20 protein-coding genes are annotated in these 23,539 nt (G+C 65.9%); 15 read left to right on the top strand and 5 right to left on the bottom strand.

Annotated elements, in window-relative coordinates:
- The first annotated feature begins 137 nt into the window (after positions 1–137).
- The 8 genes from rpsA to AB8808_RS13360 all read left to right on the top strand — a co-directional run bounded on the left by rpsA (position 138) and on the right by AB8808_RS13360 (position 8,027).
- On the top strand, positions 138–1,811 hold the full coding sequence (rpsA, locus tag AB8808_RS13395; RefSeq protein WP_036140785.1) for a 30S ribosomal protein S1: 1,674 nt from the start codon (positions 138–140) through the stop codon (positions 1,809–1,811).
- Between the two features lie 84 nt (positions 1,812–1,895).
- Positions 1,896–2,198, top strand: coding sequence for an integration host factor subunit beta (locus tag AB8808_RS13390; RefSeq protein ID WP_036140786.1), 303 nt, complete (start codon positions 1,896–1,898; stop codon positions 2,196–2,198).
- 73 nt (positions 2,199–2,271) lie between these two features.
- Positions 2,272–2,532 (top strand): lipopolysaccharide assembly protein LapA domain-containing protein, encoded by a 261-nt coding sequence (locus AB8808_RS13385; RefSeq protein WP_369930117.1) that lies wholly within the window; start codon positions 2,272–2,274, stop codon positions 2,530–2,532.
- Entirely contained in the window at positions 2,529–3,701 is a 1,173-nt protein-coding gene (gene lapB, locus AB8808_RS13380; RefSeq protein ID WP_369930115.1) for a lipopolysaccharide assembly protein LapB, read from the top strand. The genes AB8808_RS13385 and lapB overlap by 4 nt, the downstream gene beginning before the upstream one ends.
- The gene (locus AB8808_RS13375) at positions 3,698–4,735 is read left to right on the top strand and encodes an MraY family glycosyltransferase (RefSeq protein WP_369930112.1); all 1,038 of its coding nucleotides are present in this window, start codon (positions 3,698–3,700) and stop codon (positions 4,733–4,735) included. Before lapB ends, AB8808_RS13375 begins: the two co-directional genes overlap by 4 nt.
- Positions 4,722–6,620, top strand: coding sequence for a polysaccharide biosynthesis protein (locus AB8808_RS13370; RefSeq protein ID WP_369930110.1), 1,899 nt, complete (start codon positions 4,722–4,724; stop codon positions 6,618–6,620). The genes AB8808_RS13375 and AB8808_RS13370 overlap by 14 nt, the downstream gene beginning before the upstream one ends.
- Positions 6,617–7,495 (top strand): UTP--glucose-1-phosphate uridylyltransferase GalU, encoded by an 879-nt coding sequence (galU, locus tag AB8808_RS13365; protein WP_036140790.1) that lies wholly within the window; start codon positions 6,617–6,619, stop codon positions 7,493–7,495. Before AB8808_RS13370 ends, galU begins: the two co-directional genes overlap by 4 nt.
- 127 nt (positions 7,496–7,622) lie before the next feature.
- Positions 7,623–8,027 carry a DUF2628 domain-containing protein gene (locus tag AB8808_RS13360; protein WP_036140791.1) on the top strand — a complete coding sequence of 135 codons (405 nt, stop codon included), beginning with the start codon at positions 7,623–7,625 and terminating at the stop codon, positions 8,025–8,027.
- Between the two features lie 22 nt (positions 8,028–8,049).
- Here the strand turns inward: AB8808_RS13360 and AB8808_RS13355 are convergent, their stop codons facing one another.
- Complete coding sequence (locus tag AB8808_RS13355) at positions 8,050–9,633, bottom strand: amidase (protein WP_369930107.1); 1,584 nt, start codon at positions 9,631–9,633, stop codon at positions 8,050–8,052.
- Positions 9,634–9,726: 93 nt separating this feature from the next.
- On the opposite strand from AB8808_RS13355, the gene AB8808_RS13350 reads away from it, so the two are divergent.
- Positions 9,727–10,428, top strand: a complete 702-nt coding sequence (locus AB8808_RS13350) for a c-type cytochrome (protein ID WP_369930105.1) — start codon at positions 9,727–9,729, stop codon at positions 10,426–10,428.
- 4 nt (positions 10,429–10,432) lie between these two features.
- Positions 10,433–11,665: a c-type cytochrome gene (locus tag AB8808_RS13345; RefSeq protein ID WP_369930103.1), complete on the top strand. Its 1,233-nt coding sequence runs from the start codon at positions 10,433–10,435 to the stop codon at positions 11,663–11,665.
- On the opposite strand, the gene AB8808_RS13340 is transcribed toward AB8808_RS13345, so the two are convergent.
- Positions 11,641–12,171: a mismatch-specific DNA-glycosylase gene (locus AB8808_RS13340; protein ID WP_369930101.1), complete on the bottom strand. Its 531-nt coding sequence runs from the start codon at positions 12,169–12,171 to the stop codon at positions 11,641–11,643. The genes AB8808_RS13345 and AB8808_RS13340 overlap by 25 nt on opposite strands.
- Before the next feature lie 71 nt (positions 12,172–12,242).
- Between AB8808_RS13340 and AB8808_RS13335 the strand changes: the two genes are divergently transcribed.
- On the top strand, positions 12,243–13,343 hold the full coding sequence (locus AB8808_RS13335; protein WP_369930099.1) for a mechanosensitive ion channel family protein: 1,101 nt from the start codon (positions 12,243–12,245) through the stop codon (positions 13,341–13,343).
- A 279-nt stretch (positions 13,344–13,622) separates the two neighbouring features.
- Here the strand turns inward: AB8808_RS13335 and typA are convergent, their stop codons facing one another.
- Positions 13,623–15,467, bottom strand: a complete 1,845-nt coding sequence (gene typA / locus AB8808_RS13330) for a translational GTPase TypA (RefSeq protein ID WP_369930097.1) — start codon at positions 15,465–15,467, stop codon at positions 13,623–13,625.
- 125 nt (positions 15,468–15,592) lie between these two features.
- Positions 15,593–17,785, bottom strand: coding sequence for a pilin (locus AB8808_RS13325; RefSeq protein ID WP_369930095.1), 2,193 nt, complete (start codon positions 17,783–17,785; stop codon positions 15,593–15,595).
- Between the two features lie 147 nt (positions 17,786–17,932).
- On the opposite strand from AB8808_RS13325, the gene AB8808_RS13320 reads away from it, so the two are divergent.
- On the top strand, positions 17,933–19,222 hold the full coding sequence (locus tag AB8808_RS13320) for a glycosyltransferase (RefSeq protein ID WP_369930093.1): 1,290 nt from the start codon (positions 17,933–17,935) through the stop codon (positions 19,220–19,222).
- Here the strand turns inward: AB8808_RS13320 and AB8808_RS13315 are convergent.
- Positions 19,200–19,631: a hypothetical protein gene (locus AB8808_RS13315; protein WP_369930091.1), complete on the bottom strand. Its 432-nt coding sequence runs from the start codon at positions 19,629–19,631 to the stop codon at positions 19,200–19,202. The genes AB8808_RS13320 and AB8808_RS13315 overlap by 23 nt on opposite strands.
- Before the next feature lie 198 nt (positions 19,632–19,829).
- Between AB8808_RS13315 and AB8808_RS13310 the strand changes: the two genes are divergently transcribed.
- From AB8808_RS13310 to AB8808_RS13300, 3 genes are all read left to right on the top strand, one after another.
- Entirely contained in the window at positions 19,830–21,572 is a 1,743-nt protein-coding gene (locus AB8808_RS13310; protein WP_369930089.1) for a 3-hydroxybutyrate oligomer hydrolase family protein, read from the top strand.
- A 127-nt stretch (positions 21,573–21,699) separates the two neighbouring features.
- The gene (locus AB8808_RS13305) at positions 21,700–22,206 is read left to right on the top strand and encodes a peptidylprolyl isomerase (RefSeq protein WP_285401399.1); all 507 of its coding nucleotides are present in this window, start codon (positions 21,700–21,702) and stop codon (positions 22,204–22,206) included.
- Between the two features lie 99 nt (positions 22,207–22,305).
- Complete coding sequence (locus AB8808_RS13300; RefSeq protein ID WP_369930087.1) at positions 22,306–23,505, top strand: aminotransferase class I/II-fold pyridoxal phosphate-dependent enzyme; 1,200 nt, start codon at positions 22,306–22,308, stop codon at positions 23,503–23,505.
- Positions 23,506–23,539: the final 34 nt, after the last annotated feature.

Here is a 23,539-nt window from a genome sequence, read left to right as displayed (position 1 = left end):
GCACGGGGCAATGGCAACGGTGCGGAGCGGCCTCACAAAGGCCTTCCAGCGCCCACAACCGGTGGGTCCCCTGTCCGCGGGCGTACATAGAAGTGACGCAGGCGCCGGGTACGACCTTTCATAACCCTGGAATCAAGATGACTGAAAGTTTTGCCGAACTGTTTGAACAGAGCCAGCAGGCCATTTCGAAGCTGAAGCCCGGCTCCATCGTCACGGGTATCGTTGTGGAAATCCGCAACGACGTGGTGGTGATCAACGCCGGCCTGAAGAGCGAAGGCATCGTCCCGATCGAGCAGTTCAAGGACGAGAACGGCGCGCTCGAAGTGGAAGTGGGCGACGAAGTTAAGGTCGCGCTCGATGCGCTCGAAGACGGCTTCGGCGAGACCAAGCTCTCCCGTGAGAAGGCCAAGCGTTCGATGGTGTGGGACGACCTCGAGCAGGCGTTCGACAAGGAAGAGACCATCACCGGCAAGATCTCCGGCAAGGTCAAGGGCGGCTTCACCGTCGACATCAAGGACGTCCGTGCATTCCTGCCCGGTTCCCTGGTCGACGTGCGTCCGGTCCGTGATCCGGTCTACCTCGAGGGCAAGGACCTCGAGTTCAAGATCATCAAGCTCGACCGCAAGCGCAACAACGTTGTCGTCAGCCGCCGCGCGGTTGTCGAGACGGAGTTCTCGGAAGAGCGCGAGAAGCTGCTCGAGCGCCTGACGGAAGGTGCGGTCGTGAAGGGTGTGGTCAAGAACCTCACCGATTACGGCGCATTCGTCGACCTCGGCGGCATCGACGGCCTGCTGCACATCACCGACATGGCGTGGAAGCGCGTGCGTCACCCGTCGGAAGTGGTCAACGTCGGCGACGAACTCGACGTCCGCGTCCTCAAGTACGACCGCGAGCGCAACCGCGTGTCGCTCGGCCTCAAGCAGCTCGGCGACGACCCGTGGGTCGCCATCGCACGCCGCTACCCGGTCGGCAGCCGCCTGTTCGGCAAGGTCTCCAACGTCACCGATTACGGCTGCTTCGTCGAGATCGAGCCGGGCGTCGAAGGCCTGGTGCACGTGTCCGAGATGGACTGGACCAACAAGAACGTCAACCCGGCCAAGGTGGTTCAGGTCGGTGACGAGACGGAAGTCATGGTCCTGGACGTCGACGAGGAGCGTCGTCGTATCTCCCTCGGTATCAAGCAGACCCGCTCGAACCCGTGGGAAGCCTTCGCCGCCATGCACAAGAAGGGCGACAAGGTGTCCGGCCAGATCAAGTCGATCACCGATTTCGGTATCTTCATCGGTCTGGACGGCGGCATCGACGGTCTCGTCCACCTGTCCGACATCTCGTGGCAGGCCTCGGGTGAAGACCTCGTCCGCAACTTCAAGAAGGGCGACGAAGTCGAAGCCGTGGTTCTGGCGGTCGATCCGGAGCGTGAGCGCATCTCCCTCGGCATCAAGCAGATGGAGCAGGATCCGTTCGGTCAGTTCATGGCCACGAATCCGCGCGGCACGATCCTGACCGGCACCGTCCGCGAAGTGGACGCCAAGGGTGCGATCATCGACCTCGGCGAAGGCGTCGAGGGCTACATCCGTGCCAACGACATCGCCAAGGAGCGCGTGGAAGACGCCACGACGCACCTCAAGGTCGGCGATGCCATCGAGGCGAAGTTCACCGGCATGGACCGCAAGGGCCGTCAGCTCCAGCTGTCGATCCGCGCCAAGGACGAAGAGGACGTGGCTGACGCCATGGCCGATTACGCCTCGGCCGCAGGCGGTACCACCAAGCTCGGTGCGCTCCTCAAGGAGCAGATGAACAAGGCCGACTAACCGTCGGGCGAGGGGCGGTTCACCGCCCCTCGCTGTTGTTTGACTGGTGTTTTGCTTCAGCTTTAAAGAAGAACCAGGGGACCCATGACCAAGTCGGAACTGATCGAGGCGCTGGCGCGGCGCCAGACCCACCTTGCCTTCAGCGATGTGGAACTCGCCGTGAAGAGCGTGCTCGAACAGATGAGCCATGCCTTGTCCACGGGTGAGCGCATCGAGATTCGCGGCTTTGGCAGCTTCGCGCTGCACTTCCGTCCGCCGCGCATGGGGCGCAACCCCAAGACCGGCGAAGCGGTGGCCCTACCGGGCAAGCACGTGCCACATTTCAAACCCGGCAAGGAATTACGCGAACGCGTAAACCTGATCGAGGAAACCGACGCCGCGCTCTGACGCGGCGTTTTTTTATGTACGAAAGCCCCACCGCGCTGCACCATCGTGTTCACGATTCGGGTACAGTCCGTGGATGCGCCTTCTCGTCATCCTCTTCCTTCTGTTGTTCGCCGCCGCCGGGGTCGTCTTCGGGGCACTCAACGCCGATCTCGTGTCGTTCGACTTCGGCTTTGTCCGCGCTTCGTTGCCCAAGGGCGGCACCATCCTCGCCGCCATCCTGGTCGGCTGGATCCTGGGTGGGCTGACCGCCTGGCTGGGCACGTCCTTCGCCCATCGGCGCCTGCGCCGTCGTGAGCGCAAAGAACGCAAGGTAGGCAGCGCAACGACCGCATGAATCCGATCTGGTTGCTGGCGCTCGTCCCCCCGCTGGCCTTCGTCAGCGGCTGGTGGTTCGCCCGCCGTACGCACACCCGCCGTTCCGGTGAGCGGGTCAATGCGCTTTCCTCCGATTACTTCCGTGGCCTGAACTACCTGCTCAACGAGGAGCAGGACAAGGCGCTGGAGGTCTTCTTGCGCCTGGCCGAATACAACCGGGATACGGTGGAGACCCACCTGGCCCTGGGCAATCTGTTTCGCAAGCGTGGTGAGGTGGATCGCGCCATTCGCCTGCACCAGCACCTGGTCTCGCGGCCCGGGCTTTCCGACGAAATGAAGACGGTGGCCTTGCTCGAACTGGGCGAGGATTACATGCGTGCGGGCCTGCTGGACCGTGCCGAAACCCTGTTTTCCGATCTGGTGGCCATGGATGCGCTGGCCCCGTCGGCCCTGCGGCACCTCATCGCCATCTACCAGCACGAGCGCGAATGGCACAAGGCGATCGATCACGCGCGTCGGCTGGAAACGATGACGAGCGAAGACGAGTCGCCGATGATCGCGCAGTTCTACTGCGAACTGGCCGAGCAGTCGCGCCAGCACGGCGCCCGCACCGAAGCGCGCGACTATGTCCGCGAGGCGTTCGCCTGCCAGCGCGACTGCGTGCGCGCGCACATGATCGCCGGGCGCCTTTCCTCCGAAGACGACGACCTGCCGCACGCCATCACGTCGTACGAGGCCGCCATCGCCGCCGATATCGCCTTCGTTCCGGAAATCCTGCCGCCGCTGCTCAACTGCTATGCGCGCTCGCAGCAGATGGACCGCGCCGAGACCTTCCTGCGCGAGATCATGGAGCGCTACCACGGCATATCGCCGGTGCTGGCGCTGACACGTCTGTACGAGGGCAGGGACGGTGAACGCACCGCCATCGATTTCCTGACCGGGCAGCTGCGCAAGCGGCCGTCCGTGCGAGGCCTGATGGCGCTCATCGATGCCACGATGGACAAGGTGTCCGGTGAGGCGCGGGAGAACTACCTGATCCTGCGCGACCTCACGCGCAAGCTGCTCGAGGGCCAGGCCATGTACCGCTGCAGTCGCTGCGGTTTCGGTGCCAAGGCCCATCATTGGCAATGCCCCAGCTGCAAGAGCTGGGGTACCGTTCGTCCCATCCATGGCGTTGCCAACGAATGATGCCCGTCGTCGTCAGCCTCCTGCCGACGCTGGTCGCCTGTGGCCTCGCTGCCTTCCTCGTCTCGTTCGCCGCCGTCCGGGCCACCATCGCCTACGCCCACCGGCGCGGCATGCTGGATGCCCCGGGGCGTCGCCGCTCGCATAGCGTGCCGACGCCGCGCGGCGGCGGCATCGGCATCGTGCTGGGCGCACTGGCCGGGATGCCGGCGGCTCTGCTGCTCCTCCCGGTCTCACCAGGTGCTGCGATCACCGCGGCGTTTTCCGTTGCCGTGATCGCGGTGGCGGGCATCGGCTGGCTCGACGACCACGGTTCGCTGCCGATCCGGCCGCGCCTGGCGATCCAGCTGGCCGCGACGCTCCTGCTGTGCCTGGCTATGGCCTCCGTCACTGCCAGCCTCTGGTGGGCGGTGCCCCTGCTGCTGGCCGGCGTGTGGTGCATCAATCTGCACAACTTCATGGACGGTATCGACGGCCTGGCGGCCCAGCAGGCCATGTTCTTCAGTGCCGCCTGCGCAGCCCTGGCCTGGTCGGCGGGCAGCCCGGCCCTCGCCGGCGCGGGCCTGGCCATGGCCACCGCGTCGCTGGGCTTCTGGTGGTTCAACCGGTCGCCGGCCCGTATCTTCATGGGCGACGTGGGCAGCGCCACCCTCGGCCTGATGGTGTTCGCGTTGTCCGCCATGCTCTGGGCATGGCGCACGGAACTCCTCTGGCCGGCGCTGGTCTTTTCTTCCGCCTTCGTCATCGACGCGACCTTGACGTTGCTCGTGCGAATGCTGCGCGGTGCGCGCTGGTACACTCCGCACCGCGAACACCTTTACCAATGGCTGGTGAGGCGTGGCGCATCGCATCGCAGGGTAGGCCTGGCCTACCTCGCATGGAATGTTCTCGTCTGTGTTCCCGTCGCATGGATCGCGTTCCGCTTCCCGGCGGCGGCGCCCGTGTGTTTCGTGGCGACCTACCTGGCGGGAGCCGCGGTCTGGCGTACTGGCAAGCGTTACGGCTTGCGTCGAAGGGAGCGACATGTTTCTGCGTAAGTTCATCGGCATCATCCATCCCCGCACGGCGGTCGTCGCCCACGACCTGGCCATGGCCGCGTTCGCCTGGTGGATTGCGAAGACCCTCCGCTACGCCCTGATGCCGGACCTGGCACCGATATCCTACCTGCCGATGGAATTTCCCATCGTGCTGCTGGTGCAGGGTGCCGTGTTCAACTGGACCGGCCTCTACAAGGGCGTATGGCGCTTCGCCAGCCTGCCCGACCTGTGGAACATCATCCGCGCCACGTGCTTCGGCACCCTGATCATCGGTCTGGCCATGGTCATGTATTCGCGCCTGGATGGGGTCCCACGGTCGGTCTTCATGATCTATCCCGTGGTCCTGGTGGTCCTGCTGGGCGTGCCGCGCCTGAGCTACCGTTTCTGGAAAGACAGCCGCATCGACCTGTTTCAGTCCACGCCGACCAAGCGCGTGCTGATCGTGGGCGCCGATCGCGCGGGTGAGGCGTTGTCGCGCGACCTGCGTCGGGACAGCCGTTACAGCGTCATCGGTTTCGTCGACGACAACGCGGCACTGCGTGGGGCCCAGATCGGCGGCATCCCGGTGCTGGGCACCGTGGACCAGCTGGCCGAGTTGTCCAAGGCCGTCGCCGTGCAGATGCTGCTCATCGCTGTACCGGGCGCCACCACGGCGCAGATGCGCCGCATCGTCGCCTTCTGCGAAAGTACCGGCCTGCCGTTCCGCACGGTGCCGCGCCTGGAAGATGTGGTCGCGGGGCGTGCCCAGTTCAACGAAATCAAGGAAGTCGCGATCGAGGACCTGCTCGGCCGCGACGCTGTGGAACTGGACTGGACGGCGATCCGCGAAAATATCAGCGGCGGCCGGGTGCTGGTGACCGGTGGCGGCGGCTCGATCGGCTCCGAGCTTTGCCGGCAGGTGGCCCGCCTGGGGGCGGCATCGCTGACCGTGGTGGAGATGTCCGAATACAACCTCTACCGCATCGGCCAGGAACTGACCTCGGCTTATCCGGAGCTGATCTTCAACGGTGTGCTGGCCGATGCGCGCGACGCCACGGCGATCAACCGCCTGTTCCAGGAGACGCAGCCGCAGATCGTCTTCCATGCGTCCGCGTACAAACATGTGCCGATGCTGCAGGGCCAGCTGCGCGAGGCCTTCCGCAACAACGTGCTCGGCACGCGCGTCGTCGCCGATGCCGCGGTGCGTTGCGGTGCGGCATCGTTCGTACTCATCTCCACCGATAAGGCGGTCAATCCCACCTCGGTGATGGGTGCGTGCAAGCGCATGGCGGAGATCTGGTGCCAGAATCTCGCCGCGCATACGTCTACACGTTTCATTACGGTTCGCTTCGGTAACGTCCTGGATTCCGCAGGGTCGGTGGTGCCGTTGTTCCGCCGGCAGATCCGCCAGGGCGGTCCGGTGACGATCACCCACCCGGAGATCTCGCGTTACTTCATGACCATTCCCGAGGCCTGCCAGCTGATCCTGCAGGCGGCCAGCCTGGGCAAGGGTGGCGAGATCTTCGCGCTGGACATGGGCGACCCGGTGAAGATCCGCGACCTTGCCGAGCAGATGATCCGCCTGGCCGGCAAGCGTCCCGGCTCGGACATCCAGATCGTTTATACCGGTCTTCGCTCGGGTGAGAAGCTGTTCGAAGAATTGTTCCACCCGTTGGAGAATTATACGAGCACGACCCACGCGAAGATCTTCCAGGCGCAGCATCGCCAGGTCTCGTGGGAAATGCTTCAGGTGCAGCTGGCCAGGGCCGAGGAGGCCGTGGCGGCGTTCGATGAAGAAACCCTGCGTCGGTGCGTGTCGCAGCTGCTGCCGTCGTTCCGCTGGAGCGAGCCGCAAAGCGACAACGTGCTGCCGTTACGTCGTAACGAAAGTGGAGACATCGCATGACCCAACCCCTGCGCAAGGTCGTATTTCCCGTGGCTGGCCTCGGTACGCGTTTCCTCCCCGCGACCAAGGTGGTAGCCAAGGAAATGCTGCCGGTGCTCGATCGTCCGCTGATCCAGTACGCCGTGGACGAGGCCGTCGACGCCGGTGCCGACACGCTGGTGTTCGTCACCAACCGCTACAAGCACGCCATTGCCGATTACTTCGACAAGGCCTACGAACTCGAAGAGAAGCTGGCCGAGAAGCACAAGGATGAACTGCTTTCCATCCTGCGGGGCATCCTGCCGCGGCACGTGCGCTGCGTGTTCGTCACGCAGCCGGAAGCCCTCGGCCTTGGCGACGCTGTGCTGCGCGCCGCGCCGGTGGTGGGCAACGAGCGCTTTGGCGTCATGCTTCCCGACGACCTGATCTGGAACAAGACCGGTCCGGGCGCATTGCGCCAGATGGCCGAGGTGGCCGACGCCAACGACGCCGGTGTCATCGCCGTGGAAGAAGTGCCCGAGCAGGACACCGACAAGTACGGCATCGTCGATGCGACGGAGGCGGTCACGGATCGCGCCACGATCATTCGCCACATGGTGGAGAAGCCCAAGCCGGCCGATGCCCCGTCCAACCTCGCCGTGGTAGGTCGCTATGTCCTGCCGTGCGAGATCTTCGAGTACTTGAAGAAGACGGAGAAGGGCGCCGGCGGCGAGATCCAGCTCACCGATGCCATCGAGGATCTGCTCAAGGCCAAGGGCAAGGTGCTGGCCTACCGCTTCGCCGGCACGCGCTTCGACTGCGGCAACAAGGCCGGCCTGGTCCGTGCCACGATGGCGATGGCGCTGGAAGATCCGAAGCTCGCGCCGATCGTCCGCGAGTTTGCCAACAAGGCCTGATTCCGGGCCCCTGCCACATAAAAACCCGCACCGACAGGTGCGGTTTTTTTTTGTTACGTAACGGCGTTTACGTCCGTAACATCCTGCGCTCGCGTGTCCCGCGCGATATCCCCACAGGAGTTATGCCATGGCAGAAGCCGAGTTCGTCACCGATCCCACGCTCAATGCGAAGTGGAACACCCGCTTCGCCTTCTTCGAGCGTTTCGGCGGTCCCAGTTCCCCGCGCTACAAGGAAGAGTTGAAGAAGCTTCCGTTCAAGCAGAAGCTCATCGTCAACGCCAACTTCTTCGCGTTCTTCTTCGGCCCGATCTATTTCTGCATCCTGGGCCTGTGGAAGAAGGCGCTCGCCATCCTCGGGCTCGAGGTGGCGGTCATGGTGCTGATGACGGTGTTCAACGCGCCGGACGTCGTGTATCGCGGCCTCGGCACGGGCTTCAGCGTGTTCTACATGCTGGTGGTCAATTACTCGTTCTACCTCAAGCGGGTCAAGGGCCAGGACAGCTGGAACCCGTTCGAAGGCATGCGCCTGTGATGTAGGGCCACGACGCTGCCGATCAGTGTGTCGGCAGCGTCGGCAGGAACCGCGGACGCCGGAAGGCCCGGGCTTGTCGCTCCACGCCGTAGGCGATGGCGATGAGGGTCGGCTCGCTCCACTTCGTGCCGAAGAACACCACGCCCACGGGCAGCTCGTGCGCGAACTCGACGGGCAGGGTGATCGACGGGTAGCCGGCGATCGCCGCGGGTGCGGATACACCACCGACGGTCGGGTCGCCGCTCACCACATGATCGCCCAGGACCAGGTCGTTGACGAAGGCCGGTCCCCAGCTGGGCGCCAGCAGGGCGTCGAGGTGGTCTTTCGCCAGCGCGGCGTCGATGCCTTGGGGCCCCGCGAGGCGCCGGTTGGCGTCACGCATCGCGATATACGCCGGATCGGTGATGTCGCCCTTCTGCTGTGCCTGCAGGAACAGTTCCTGGCCGAACCACGGCATCTCGCGCGCGGCCTCGCGGTCGTTGAACGCGATGAGGTCGGCGAGGTTCTTCATCGGCTGGTCGGGACGGCCGGCAAGATAGGCGTCGATGCCGTGTTTGAACTCGTAGAGCATCACGTCCAGCTCGTGCTCGCTCAGTTCCTTCAGGTGCGGAAGCGTCACGTTGTCGACCACGGTGGCGCCCTGTGCCCGGAGCAAGGCGATGGTGTGCTCAAGGGCGCGATCGGCGTTGGGCTCGATGCCCGCCAGCTGCCGCACCACGCCGATGCGCTTGCCACGCAGGGCGTTGGGGTCGAGGAACCGTGTGTAGTCGGTGGCGTGCTTGTCCGCGTCCTTCGTGGCCGGATCGCGCGGGTCGCTGCCTGCGATCGCGCCCAGCACCGTCGCGGCATCGGCCACGCTGCGTGCCATGGGGCCGGCGGTGTCCTGGCTGCTCGAGATGGGAATGATGCCGGCACGGCTGACCAGCCCGACCGTGGGTTTGATCCCGATCAGTCCGGTCATCGAGGCGGGGCAGATGATGGAACCGTCGGTCTCGCTGCCGATCGCCACCGTGGCCAGGCCGGCGGCGACCGCCGCGCCGGAGCCCGCACTCGAGCCGCAGGCGTTGCGATCCAGCACGTACGGGTTGAGGGTCAGGCCGCCGCGCCCGGTCCAGCCGCTGGTGGCGTGCGTGGAGCGCATGTTCGCCCACTCGCTGAGGTTGGTTTTGCCGAGGATCACGGCGCCGGCCTGGCGCAGTTTCGCCGCCACGGTGGCGTCGCGCGGCGCCGGCTTCGTCGCCAGGGCCAGCGAGCCGGCCGTGGTGAGCATGCGGTCGCCGGTGTCGATGTTGTCCTTGAGCAGGATCGCGATGCCGGCCAGCGGGCCCTCACGGCCTGCCTTGCGCGCAATGGACAGCGCGTCGGGGTTGGTCTCGAGCACCGCATGGATCGACGGACCCGCCTTGTCGATGCCCTGGATACGCCGGAGGAAGAGGGCGGTGAGGCCTTCGGGTGTCAATGTCCCGGACCTGTAAGCCTGGCGGAGGGTCGCGATGGACGCAAAGGCGTCGTCATCGACCGCGTCACGGGCGTGCGTGGCGGCGCCGGTGAGCGCGAGCGCCAGCGCAACGACGAGCGCGGCCGGTTTTCTCGACAGGTGCGGCATGGTGTTCCCCCTTGGCGACGTCTGCCGATGATGCCCGATCTGACGGCTGTCGCGCATGGCTATACTCGAGCCTCGCTACATCAGGGAGTGTCCATGCGTCTTCCGAGCCGACTCGCCGTCGCTGTCATCGCGCTGTGCGCCCTCGCGGTGCGCGCGCAGGATACGACCACGGTGCCCGATACCCTCGTGCAACGTATTGCCGCCTGCACCAGTTGCCATGGCGCGCACGGGGAGGGTGGGGACAACGGCTTCAACCCGCGCCTGGCCGGCAAGCCGGCGGGCTACCTCCATAGGCAGATGCAGGACTTCCAGAAAGGCCTGCGGCATTACCCGATCATGGAATACACCGTCGCCCCGTTGAGCGACGCGTACCTTCGCGAGATCGCCGACTACTTCTCCGCCCAGCAGGTGCCCTATACGAAGCAGCCGGCACCGGCGATGACGCCACGCGCCACGGCACGTGGCGAGCAACTGGTGTTGCGCGGCGATGCGCAGAAAGGCGTGCCCGCCTGCGTCGCCTGCCACGGTGCACGTCTGGCCGGTGTCCAGCCGGATATCCCGGGACTGGTCAACCTGCCGTACGACTACATCAGTGCACAACTGGGTTCCTGGCGCACCGACACGCGCAGTACGACCGCACCGGACTGCATGGCGACGATCGTCAGCCGGCTGAGCGATGCGGACATCAGCGCGGTATCGGCGTGGCTGGCTACGCGCCCCGTGCCCGAGGATACCCATGCCGAACCGGCCGGCAGTGTCACGCCGCCGATGCGCTGCGGCGTGTTGGGAGGATGAGTCGATGAACCTGCCGATCGTTCATCCCGTACGTTGCCTGTACCTCGCTTTTCTGGTGTTCGCGGGTTTTCCCGTGCATGCCGAGACCGTCGAGGAGCGTGGCCGTTACCTCACTGCGGCGGGCGATTGCGCGTCGTGCCATACCGCGCGGGGCGGCGTGCCGTTTTCCGGCGGCCGCGCTATCGGTACGCCGTTCGGCGCCATCGTTGCGCCCAACCTCACGCCCGACCGGGAGACCGGCCTGGGCGCATGGCATGCCGACGATTTCTACCGGGCGATGCATGAAGGCAAGGGGCACGACGATACCTCGCTGTATCCCGTATTCCCGTTCACCTCGTACACGAAGGTGACGCGCGCGGACACCGATGCCATCTTCGCTTACCTGAAGAGCCTGGCGCCGGTGAAGCGTTCGGTACCCGAGCCGACGCTGCGCTGGCCCTACAGCATGCGTTCGCTGATGGCCTCGTGGCGTGCGCTGTACTTCGACGAGGGCGAGTTCCGGCCCGATCCGAAACGATCGGCGGCGTGGAACCGCGGTGCCTACCTAGTGCAGGGCCTGGGCCACTGCAACGAGTGCCACGCCAGCCGCAACCGTTTCGGTGCCATGGTCACCGAGCCCTACCTCGCCGGCGGCATCATCCCCACGCAGAACTGGTACGCGCCGGACCTGTCCATGGGCCGCCATGGGGGACTGTCCGGCTGGACGGAGGCGGACGTGGTGGCACTGTTGAAGACCGGTCGTTCTGCGAAAGGCACGGCGTTGGGGCCGATGGCCGAGGTGGTGCTGCAAAGCACGCAGCACCTCACCGATGCCGACCTTGCCGCCATGGCGAGCTACCTGGCCGCGCTGCCGGAACGCGAACCCGCGGAGCAACGCGAATCCGCGGCCGGTGCGGACGACCTCGCGCGTAACGGCAAGACAGCCTATACGGCACACTGCGCGCAATGCCATGGCGACGACGGGCGCGGCAAGGGCGACGCCTACCCGGCGCTGGACGGCAATGCCTCGGTCACCGAACCCACGGGCATCAACGCGATCCGCATCGTGCTGAGCGGCGGCTTCGCGCCGGCCACGCGCGACAACCCGCGACCCTATTCCATGCCGCCGTTCTCGCAGAAACTCGGCGACGACGATGCGGCGGCGGTCGTGACCTACATCCGGCAGGCCTGGTCGAACAAGGCCTTGGCCGTGTCACCTGGCGACGTGCGCGCCTATCGATCGACGCCGGGCGGCTGATCGCGCACGAAGGCCGCGAGCTGTCGCCAGGGCTCGATGTCCCACGATCGCCGTGCCTGGCCGGACGGGGAGGGCAGCACGAAGACGGCAGTGTGGCCGATATCCACGGCTTGCCGTCCGAAACCGACCGGCCTGCCGAGTGCGGAGCGTCCGGCCTGCTTGCTGGTGAAAGCGAGGGCGCGTGGGGCGAATCGCGCCAGCTTTTCGTGCAGCGCGGCGACATCGAACGCGTCGCGGGGCAGCTCGGCGTCGTTGCCGTAATGGAATTTCGACAGGTCGGTCAGGCCGATGCCGAAACCCGGCATCACGGGATATTCGGCGGGTGCCAGCAGCCGCGGTGTCAGGCCCACCGCATGTACCGTGCGCCAGAACATGTTCCCCGGGTGGGCGTAATAGGCGCTGTCGCGGGCCGATCGCGTACCTGCCGCGGTGCCGCAGAACACTAGCGCCAGGCCCGTTTCGAGCACGTCGGGCAGGATGAAACCGTGTGGATCGTCGTGACTCATGCCGACGTTTTACCTTCCGATTGCTGCATCACAACAAAATGTGGACATCCGGGGCGTTAGGCTCCTCGCCCATGAACCCCTCCGATTGGATGCCCGATTTTTCGCATCCGTGGACGCGTTTCGCGTTGATCGTAGTGATCGCGCTGGCCGTCGCGGGTATTCTCCGACGCTTCGTCGACCTGTTGTTGCGTCGCTTCACCCTGCGACACCCACGCGGTGCCAGCATCATCGCGCGCGCAAAGGCGCCGATGGAAGTGATCGTGCCGCTGGCGATGCTGCTGCTGACCTTCCGTGCCGCGCCGGAGCAACCCGAGCGCCTGATCGACGGGCTGGAACACCTGATCGCGGTGATGCTGATCGGGGCCTGTACCTGGTTCCTCGTCCGTTGCATCGGCGCGCTGGAAGCCACGGTATCCCGTTTCAATCCCATCGACCTGGAAGACAATCTCCGCGCGCGTCGCGTGCAGACGCAGGTCCGTGTGCTGGCACGCACCGGCATGGTCGTGGTCATCGTGCTCGGCCTGGGCGTGGCGTTGATGACGTTCCCCACCGTGCGCCAGTTCGGCGCCAGCCTGCTCGCGTCGGCGGGCCTGGCGGGCCTTGCCGTGGGCCTTGCGGCCAAGCCGGTGCTGGGCAACCTCATCGCCGGCATCCAGATCGCGCTGACGCAGCCGATCCGTATCGACGACGTGGTGATCGTCGAAGGGGAGTGGGGACGGATCGAGGAAATCACCAGCACCTACGTGGTGGTGGCGATCTGGGACCAGCGCCGCATGATCGTGCCGCTGCAATACTTCATCGAAACGCCGTTCCAGAACTGGACACGCAACAACTCGCAGATACTCGGTTCGGTGCTGCTGTGGTTCGACTACGGCCTGCCGCTGGACCCGTTGCGCACGGAGTTGCAGCGCATCTGCAAGGACGCCGCCGAGTGGGACGGCCGCGTCATCGTGTTGCAGGTGGTCGAAGCGAACGACAAGGCGATGCAGATCCGCGCCCTGGTCAGTTCGATGGACTCCGGCAAGTCGTTCGACCTGCGCTGCAAGGTCCGCGAAGGCCTGATCGCCTTCGTCCGCCGCGACTTCCCCGCCTACATGCCCCGTTACCGCGGTGAACTGGCAACCGAACCACATCCCACGCCCGCCTCTCACAACGCTCGCTCGCCAGGGTAGGAGCCCACGATGTGGGCGAACCCTCAAGGTAGCTAGTGCGAATGAGGCAAACCATTTCGCACAGGCGAGCGTCTTTAGACCCTCCTGACACGGCTGCTAAAGCCCCATAGAAGCATCTTCGTTCAACCCACGGAACCGCTCGCATGGCGCATGGCCTCATCCGCCGTAGCCGCCTTGAGGGTTCGCCCACATCGTGGGCTCCTACCTGATGGATTTTCGGCGTAAAAAAAGAGCCCGGCGTGTGCCGGGCTCTGATTGGATCGCAGGTATCGTCTGGCCTTAGCCGCGCGACGCCTTCTTGCGATCCTGTTCCGTCAGGTGCTTCTTGCGCATGCGGATTTCTTTCGGCGTGACTTCGACCAGCTCGTCGTCGTCGATGAAGTCCAGGGCCTGTTCCAGCGTGAACTTGGTGGCCGGGGTCAGCTGGATCGCATCGTCCTTGCCGGAGGCGCGCATGTTGGTCAGCGGCTTCGGCTTGATCGCGTTGACGGTGAGGTCGTTGTCCTTCGCGTGGATGCCGATCAGCTGGCCTTCGTACACCGAGTCACCCTCGGCGGCGAACAGCTTGCCGCGCTCCTGCAGGGGCCCGAGCGAGTAGGCCGGGGTGTTGCCGCCAGCGTTGGCGATCATCACACCGTTCTGGCGCTTGGCGATCGGAGCCGGGGTGTACGGGCCGTATTCCTTGAATACGTGGAACAGCAGGCCGGAACCCTGGGTGAGGGTCTTGAACTGGTTCTGGAAGCCGATCAGGCCACGGGCCGGGATCTCGTATTCAAGACGCACGCGACCGTTACCGTCCGAGACCATGTTCTTCAGCTCACCCTTGCGGATGCCGAGGCGCTCCATCACGCCGCCCTGGTGGATCTCTTCGATGTCGATCACCAGTTCCTCGATCGGCTCCATCTTCTGGCCGTCGATTTCCTTGAGGATGACTTCCGGACGCGACACCGCCAGCTCGTAGCCTTCGCGACGCATGTTCTCGATCAGCACCGACAGGTGCAGTTCGCCACGGCCGGAGACCAGGAATTTGTCGGCGTCGGAGCCGTCCTCGACGCGGAGGGCGACGTTGTGCACCTTCTCGCGGTCCAGACGCTCGCGCAGCTGGCGGCTGGTCAGGAACTTGCCACCCGAGAGATCCTTGTTGCCGACGAACGGCGAGTTGTTGACCTGGAAGGTCATGCTGATCATCGGCTCGTCGACGCTCAGGGCCGGCAGCGCTTCCGGCGTATCCGGTGCGGTCAGCGTGTCGGAAATGGTCAGGTCTGGGATGCCCGAGATAGCGACGATATCGCCGGCTTCGGCGCTGTCCTGCTCGATGCGCTCGAGGCCCAGGAAGCCGAGCACCTGGACGATCTTGCCCTGGCGCTTCTTGCCTTCGCGGTCGATCACGGCGACCTGCATACCCTTCTTCAGGGTACCGCGCTGCACACGGCCGATGCCGATCACGCCGACGAAGTTGTTGTAGTCCAGCTGGCTGATGCGCATCTGGAACGGGCCTTCCGGATCGACGTCCGGCTTCGGCGCGTGCTGCATGATCGCTTCGTACAGCGGGGTCATGTCGCCTTCACGGGCATTCTCGTCGAGCGAGGCGTAGCCGTTCAGCGCCGACGCGTAGACGATCGGGAAATCCATCTGCTCGTCGGTGGCGCCGAGCTTGGCGAACAGATCCCACACCTGCTCGACCACCCATTCCGTGCGCGCTGCGGGACGGTCGACCTTGTTGACGACGACGATCGGCTTGAAGCCCATCGCAAACGCTTTCTGGGTGACGAAGCGCGTCTGCGGCATCGGGCCGTCCATCGCGTCGACCAGGATCAGCACGGTGTCCACCATCGACAGCACGCGCTCGACTTCGCCGCCGAAGTCGGCATGTCCCGGGGTGTCGACGATGTTGATGCGGTTCTTGACGCCCTTTTTCTTGTCTTCCCAGGTGATGGCCGTGTTCTTGGCCAGGATCGTGATGCCACGCTCCTTTTCCTGGTCGTTCGAATCCATGACGCGCTCGGCGAGCACGGTACGCTCGTTGAGCGTGCCCGACTGCTTCAGAAGCTGGTCGACGAGGGTGGTCTTGCCATGGTCGACGTGGGCGACGATAGCGATGTTGCGCAGGAATTCGATCGACATGCGTTATGCGCCGGCGTACAGCCGGATCGCCTCTTTAGGTTGGGAAGCCGCCGATTATAAAGGAATTTGACGACTTCCGCATGACCGGCGGGGCGCCGTTCAGGCGACCCCGCCCCATGCCCCGTTCAGAGCCCCGGAAGCTGGCCTTTGCAGGTCGCCGGCAGGTACCGCTCGTCGATGCCGTCGCCGGCGCAGATCCAGTTCACGCGGCCCGCCTCGACCTCCGGCATAAGGACCAGGCGCCCGCCGGTCAGCTTCGAATCGGCCTTGTGCGGCGGCTGGTCGTCAAGCGTGATGGCGATCTCGCCACCTTGGCCGACCTCGACCGAACCCGCATACTCGTTGCCCAGCGACTCGGCGGGGCCCAGGCCGGCGGCCTTGTTACTGGAAGGGAACTTGCCGCTGGCGAGCCGTCGCGCGGCTACCGCCGTCTTCGCGGGCTCGGCGGCCCCGAGCGCCGCGGTCACCTGACTGCGAAGCATGTATTGCTGGTATTGCGGGACGGCGATGGCGGCGATGATGGCTATACCCGCTACCGAGCCAGCGGCGTTGCTCCGGCCGATGAACTCCGTCGGGGCCTGCTCGTAGGTGAGCGACAGCCCCAACGTGTCATGGTCGGTCTCGATGGCGGCGCCAAGTACACCGTCGGACGGCAGGCCCAGCGTATGCGCGGCGGGCAGGGCGGAGATGTCGATGTCGCGGCCCGCGATCCCGCCGACGAACTGCAGGAACTGGAGATAGGAATAATAGGCGTCGCGCTGGGCGCCGTGGCTGGTGGCGGTGAAGCCGATCAGGGTGCGCACGCCCGGGTAGGCGCGGTCCTTGTACCAGTCGGCGATGGACGTGTCGGGCTTGCCGGCGGCGCGATCGGCCAGGGCCTGGGGCACCTTGGCCAACACGATCCAGTCGCCTTCCTCGACCCAGTACAGGCGCGTTCCGACCCGCTGGGCGATCGCCAGGTACGGTTTGACCTGCTGGCTCACTTCGCTTTCTTTCTCGGCCAGGTATGGGGCGCCGGGCATGACCAGCCAATGGACATGGGTGTCCTCGACGGTGGTCTCGCCACTGCGCCAGCGGCCGGCCTTGGTCATCTCGTCGATGCGGGCGTACCAGGCCTTGCGGTCGCGCGCACGGATGGCGAAGAACTCACCGGCATCATCGGCGAAGACCACCGATTCGGGGCCCAGCCACTTCGTGTAGTCGGCCACGTCGAAGCCGTAGGTCTGGCGCATCTTTGCCAGCGCTTCGCGCACCTTGCCAGCGTTTTCCGCGCCGAAGTCCAGGTTGAGGTTGTCCTCGAACGCCTTGTAGCCCTCCGCACCGGGCAGCGCGAAGTTCATCGCCCAGCGCGGTTTGCCGACAGTCTTGAAGTCCGGGGCGAACGAGCGCGGCGCAATGTACTGCAGCAGGCGCGCCTGCGGCGCATGGACGATCATGCGGAACTGGCCGCGGCCATCCACCGTGCCGCCGCCGAAAGCCACCGCGTCGGCCTTGCTGGCAAAGTCGGCCGGCAGCTTGCCCAGGGGATTGTCACCGGCCTGTGCGGCGGCGACACCGCCCACGCCACGGATGGAAGCCCAGCCGAACAGGCCCTGGCCCGAGGTGTCGATACGTGCTTCCAGCGCAGACAAGGTGGCGGGGGCGGTCGCCGCGGTGGACTTGCCGAACGTGGCGATCAGTTCGTCGAGGGTTTGGCTGTCGCTGGGCTGCTGCATCGACTGGGTGATCCACAGGCGGTGCTCGGCGACCACATAGCGGACGGCGCCGCCGGTAACCAGCTTGCCGTTGCCCTGGGCATCCAGCGGCGCGGCGATCGCTGGGGTGGTGAACAAGGTAGCGACCTGCTTGTTGAAGGCATCCACCGAATCGAACGAGAGCTTCGCTGTGGCGACGACGCGCGAGGTTGGGGCGGGTATGCCGAGCGGATCGATAAGGACGATTTCGATCGGCGAGCGCAGGTCGCCCAGCAGCAGGCTCAGCGCCGGTCCGATCCCCGCGTCGGTCAGCGCTTTATCCTTGGCGATGGCCTCGCGCACCTTCGCAATGGCGTCGATATTCGCCTTGGTCGACAGCGCGGCGTCCAGCGGCCGTCCGGTGGGGATGCCGCCGACAAGGGCCCACGGCGCGTGGAAGCGCACGTAGGCGACGGTCTGCGCGGGCAGGTGCTGGCGAAGCCAGGCCGGCGAGGAAATGGCGGCCTGGGCGGCGGCGATCGCCTTCGGATCGGCGGTGGGTGCTTCGTCTTTCCGGTGGCAGGCGGCCAGCCCCAGACCCGCGACGATGGCGGCGGACAGCACGACGGTACGGCGGGCAATCATTGCTCTTTATCCCCTTGGTTTCGTCCGGCTCCTGCCGGGAATCGGAGAATAGCAGTCGTTGGACCCGCTCCGGCAGGTGCGTCGGCCGACAGACTTTCGAGTATTGCGCCGACAGATTCCTCGGTCCTTGGATCGTCCAATACCCGGATGAAAATCATCATCACGTCGGTCCCGCTGCTGGGCCACCTCAACGCCGTCCTCGCCGTCGGCCGCATGCTCGTCGACGCCGGCCACGAGGTCGTCGGCCTGTCGGCCACCCATTTCCGCGACCGCATCGAAGCCATCGGTGCCCGGTTCCATCCCTTTCCGGGCGAGGCCGACGTGGACGCCAGCGATATGCTCGCTGCCTATCCGGAATTCGCGGAGCTCGAACCCGGTCCCGCCATGACGCTCTTCTATTTCAAGCGGGTTTTCGCCGATCCCCTCGGCGCCCAGCACCGGGGCTTGCGCGAGGTCATGGCGAATTTCGCCGCCGATCTCATCGTCGCCGACAACCTCTTCTTCGGCGTCCTGCCGCTCCTGCTCGGCGAGCGTTCGGCCCGGCCGGCCATCCTGCTGTGCGGCACCACCTTTCTCCTTTGGCACCGACCGGACCGCGGTCCCTGCAACGTGGGCCTGCCACCCGCTCGCGACGCCGCCGAGGAAGCCGCCTATGCCACCGTCGCCGACGAGGTGGAAAGCCGCTTCGCCCATCCGTTTGCCGCCCATATCGACCGTTGCCTGGCGTCGGCCGGCGCACCGCCGTTGCCGATGGACATCCTCGACGCGGTGACCTGTCTGCCCGACGCCCATATCCAGCTCACCGTGCCCGACTTCGAGTACCCGCGTCCCGACATGCCGACGACCGTCCGCTTCGTGGGCGCGCTGCCCATCACGCCCAACCAGGCACCGCTACCCGCGTGGTCCGACGACCTCGACGGCGTGCTCAAGGTCGTCATGGTCACGCAGGGCACCCTGTCCAACCACGACTTCAGCCAGCTGGTCGAACCCACGCTGGCTGCCCTGGCGGACAGGCCGGATGTGCTCGTGGTCGTGACCACCGGCGGCCGACCGGTGGAATCGCTCACCGGCGGCCTTCCTTCCAACGCGCGGGTCGCCCGTTATCTTCCCTTCGAGTGGCTGCTGCCGAAGGTGGACGTGCTGGTCACCAACGGCGGTTACAACACGGTCAACCAGGCACTCGCCCACGGCATTCCCATCGTGGCTGCGGGCCTCACCGAGGACAAGGCGGACGTCAGCGCACGCGTGGCGTGGGCCGGAGCGGGCATCGATCTGCAGACAAACGCCGCCCGTGTCGAAGAAGTGCGCATCGCGGTCGAGCGCCTGCTCACCGATCCATCCTTCAAGGCCGGGGCCATGGCGCTGGCGGATGCGCACCGCCGCCTGGATACGCGGGCCGAGGTGCTGCGAGTGGTCAGCTCGATCGTGCGTCTTTGAGTCTGCGCGTGCGCATGCGGCGAAAGACGACCCAGAAGATCCATGCATCCGCCAGAACCACGAGCGTCCCCGCCACGGCACGAAGCGGGGCGCTCCATTCCTGCTCGCTGATCACTGCGACGGCGCACAAGACGCCTAGCAACGACAACAACCCACTCACGACGAACGTAGCTGGACCCACCTTGCCCTGGTAGATGGCGCCGTAGAGCTGCCCTTCGGCATGCGCCACGCCGAGCGGATCGGAGGTATCGGGAAACCCCTGGGGTGGCAGTGTAGCCGCCTCGCTCGCCTGGGTTCGAGACGTATCGGGCGGAGGCCGACCGCTGCGCGCATCGATGGTATGCGCCAGGGCACCGTTAGGGTCCTGGAGGACAATCCGCTTGTCGCCGAGCTTCAGTTCGCGTTCCATCCGTCGCTCCATGGGGATCGATGCATGGCCGATGCTAGTGGCGGGGAGCGGTCGTTTTGTTAGGACCCCGTTAGAAGAGTGGCGTTAGCCCCGTGGGCGGATCATTCGCTGCTTGAATCGGCGGGGTAACGGTGTTGCTATCCAGCGGCGAGGTGGCGCATCGTCCTCCGTTCCTGACTCGGCCGAAAGGAAACGTCGATGTCCCTCACCGACACTGTCGGCGATGTTCGCGCCACCACGCACCGCGACAGCGACGACCTGCTCAGCGCCGGGCTGGGCCTTCGCGGCCTGGCCGGCACTCCGTCGGCCTTCGCGCTGCCCATGACGCCCACGCCCGAGGAACTGCGTCGCCGAGCGATCCACAGCAGCTGGAAGGGCATCGCTGATCTCGGTCTGCTCGGTGGTTTTGGCACGCTTTACGGCCGCCTGCCACCGGTGCCGGGCCGCGAGTACACCGCGTTCGCCACGCTGCCGGGTGCACGCGCGCCGCACCGGATGCTGGTGCAGGTGCCCGATGCGTTCGACAACGGGCAGCGTTGCCTCGTGGTCACGGCATCGTCGGGCTCGCGGGGTATCTACGGTTCCATCGCCCTGGCGGGCGGCTGGGGTCTGCCTCGCGGCTGCGCTGTGGCCTATACCGACAAGGGCGCCGGGTCGGGCTATTTCGATACGGCGGATCTCACCGGCGTGGCACTCGACGGTACCCGCGCGAAGGCGGGTGACATACCGCTGGAATTCGAGCCGGTTGATGCACCTACCGATGCAGGGATCGCGGTGAAGCATGCGCACTCGGGCGACAATCCCGAGGCGGATTGGGGGCGGCATGTATTGCAGGCTGCTCGATTCGGCCTGGCCATGCTCGATCGGGCATTTCCCGACGAAGCGCCGTTCACCGCACGCAACACGCGCATCCTCGCCACCGGCATCTCCAACGGCGGAGGTGCCGTGCTGCGGGCTGCGGGCGACGACGACGAGGGCATCCTCGCGGCGGTGGTGGCGCTGGAACCGAACATCCATGTCGAGGGCCGCGGCCGCGCGTTCTACGACTATGCCACGGAAGCCGCGCTCTGGCTTCCGGCGGCGCTGGGTTCGCGCTTCTTCGACGGCGTGCCGTTCGCCAGGATAGGGCTAGCCTCGCCACCTGGCTGGGCCCTGCGCGCCGCCATGTTGCGAGCGCATGGCCTTCTGCATGCGGCGATGCCCGGCGCCCAGGCCGACGAGGCCCTGGACCGGCTACGCGCGGCGGGCTGGCAGGGCGACGCCATGAAGGTCGGCGCGGCATCCACGTCGCTGGACCTCTGGCGCTCCGTCGCCGCCGCCTATGCATCGGCCTATACACGGCGTGCGGCGGGTCGCATGCCCTGCGGTTTCACTTACCACGCCGACATCGGCGCTCCCTTCGATGCGGCGGTCAGGGCGTCCTGGTGGGCCGACGGGTCCGGCGTGCCGCCCGGCGTGGGCGTGAGCCTGACCGGCGGTACGGACGTGTCGCTGGACCCCACATTGCCGGGCGTGCGGTGTCTGCGGAGCTTGTGGGAAGGGCAGGGGCAGGACGCCACCGACCTGCGTGCCGGCGTGGCATCCACCGTCGCGAAGCTGCCGCGCGCCGACCTTCCCGTGCTGGTGGTGCACGGCGCGCAGGACGGCCTGATCCCTGTCGCCTTCAGCTCCGAGCCGTACGTGGCATGGCTGCGCGCGTCCGGCCGGTCGCCCGTGTTGTGGAAGGTGCCGTATGCCCAGCATTTCGATGCCTTCCTCTCCTTTCCCGACTTCGGCGACCGCCATGTGCCGCTGCTGCCGTATGGCTTCGCCGCGCTGGACCGCGCTTGGGCACACCTGACCGAGGGCAGGGCGCTCCCGGAGGATGCCCTGGTGCGGGATGCGAGGCCCCGTGGCGGTGGCTCCCTGACCCGCGAAGCCCTGGCCTTGCCACCGCCATGACCATGCCGTCACATCGTTACGCTTGAACTCTTGGGTCCAGGCCACCATCTTCGGTAGCCTTTGCTGCCCCCAGGACCGGACGCGCGATGCGGATGGACCTATTTTTCAACGAGTTACAGGAATCGCGATGACCATCAACGTCACCATGAAGACCAACAAGGGCGACATCCACCTGCGCCTGCACGACGACAAGACCCCGATGACGGTGGCCAACTTCGTCAACCTGGCCAAGCGTGGCTACTACGACGGCAAGACCTTCCACCGCGTGATCCCCGATTTCATGATCCAGGGCGGCTGCCCCGAGGGTTCGGGTCGCGGCGGCCCCGGCTACAAATTCGGCGACGAGTTCGATGCCAGCCTGAAGCACGACAAGCCGGGCGTCCTGTCCATGGCCAACGCCGGCCCGGGCACCAACGGTTCGCAGTTCTTCATCACCCATGGCGCCACGCCCTGGCTGGACGGCAAGCACAGCGTGTTCGGTGAAGTGGTGGGTCCGGAAGACCAGGCCGTGGTCAACACCATCGCCGGTGACGACACCATCGAGAAGGTGATCGTCGAGGGCGACGTCGACGCGCTGCTGGAGAAGCAGTCCGCCCAGGTGGCCAAGTGGAACGAAGTGCTCGACGCGCGCTGAGCACCCCACGCCTTCGGTTCAGACGCCGCCTTCGGGCGGCGTTTTCCTTGGGGGCCGTGTTAAAATGATGGCCTTTGCCCCAGCCCCGCCGAGGAAACGATGCCGCAGCTTGCCACGCGAATGGGTCGCGCCAAACCCAGTGCGATCATGGTCATCGCCGAAAAGGCCAAGCGCCTGAAGGCGGAAGGCCGCGATATCGTCAGTTTCTCGATCGGCGTGCCTAATTTCCTCCCGGGTGAGCATGTCTACGCCGCCGCCCGCGAGGCACTGGCGAAGGACTCCGGCCAGTACGGCAGCAACCGTGGCGCCGATGCGCTGGTGGATGCCTTCCTGGGCCACATCGAGGCGCTCGGGCTCACCGGCTACACGCGCGAGAACGTCTCCACCGGCGTCGGTGCGAAGCAGATCCTCTACAACCTGGCCGAAGCCCTGCTCGACGAGGGCGACGAGATCGCCTTCCCGGCGCCGTACTGGACCAGCTACCTCGACATCGCCGAGATCGTCGGCGCGAAGATCAACATCCTGCCGTGCCCGCCCGAGCAGCACTACAAGCTCACGCCCGCGCAGCTGGACGAGGCACTGGCGCGCAAGCCGCGCGTGTTCCTGTTCAACAACCCGTCCAATCCCACGGGCATGGTCTATACGCGCGATGAAATCGCCGCGCTGGCCGAGGTGATCGCGAAGTATCCGGACACCTGGATCATCACCGACGACATCTACAACACGATGGTGTTCGATGGCGTGGGCTACCACAACTTCGTGCACGTGCGTCCCGAATTGAAAGACCGCACCATCTTCGTCGACTCGCTGTCGAAGACCTACGGCATGCCCGGCTGGCGCGTCGGCTTCATTGCCGCCCCGGTGGCCGTGGCGCGCGCCGTCACCGTGCTCAATTCCAATCACATCACCAGCCTTCCCGAAGTGGTCACGGCCGCCGCGGTGGCCGCGTTGTCGGGGCCGCAGGACGTGCCACTCGCCAAGTGCGTCGAGTTCGCCGCCAAGCGCGATCGCGTCTACGACGCGCTGGTCTCCATTCCCGGCGTGGTCTGCCCACGCCCGCAGGGCGCGTTCTACGCGTTCCCCGACATCTCGGTGGCCTTCGGCAAGACGCACAACGGTGTGCCGATCACCTCCGACGTCGATTTCTGCGCCGCGCTGCTGGAGGCCAAGGGCGTGGCCTGCGTGCCGGGCTCCGCCTTCGGTGAGCCGCGTGCCCTGCGTATTTCCTATTCGTGCCCGGACGAAGCGCTCGACAAGGGCATGGCCCGCATCGTCGAGTTCTTCGCCGAACTCAACTGATCGAAAGTCCCACGCGATATCCCTGAGGAGTCGA

Origin of the sequence: Xanthomonas sp. NCPPB 2632 (assembly GCF_041228075.2) — a bacterium.
Lineage (GTDB): Bacteria > Pseudomonadota > Gammaproteobacteria > Xanthomonadales > Rhodanobacteraceae > Luteibacter.
The sequence above is the reverse complement of the archived record's forward strand: the minus strand, read 5'-3'. Positions and strand labels throughout refer to the sequence as shown.